Origin of the sequence: Mesorhizobium sp., assembly GCF_005063415.1 — a bacterium.
In the GTDB taxonomy this organism is placed as follows: Bacteria; Pseudomonadota; Alphaproteobacteria; order Rhizobiales; family Rhizobiaceae; genus Mesorhizobium.
In genome coordinates, this window is the sequence record NZ_SUEG01000440.1 from 1 (window position 1) to 224 (window position 224).

Here is a 224-nt window from a genome sequence, read left to right on the forward strand (position 1 = left end):
TGGCAAGCGGGCGCCGAATACCGGCACCTGGCATTCGATCGTCAGCCGCGCACTGGTCGGTGCCGCGGAGAGCGAAGAACGCCGGCATCCCGCCACTGGCGAGACCGTGCATCGTTTCCAGGTGACGAAGCTGCCGCCCATGCCACTGGCGGCAGTGGATGAGGCACGACAGGCGGAACGCTTTGCGCCATTGCCTGAAACCCTGTTCCGGCCTCTGCCGCCCT

Annotated in this window: 1 protein-coding gene; it reads left to right on the plus strand. The window is 67.0% G+C overall.

All coding sequences use genetic code 11. The features are described from left to right. Positions 1 to 224, plus strand: a 224-nt coding sequence (locus E5W70_RS32965; protein WP_292665545.1) for a hypothetical protein, incomplete at both ends; no start/stop codon positions are given.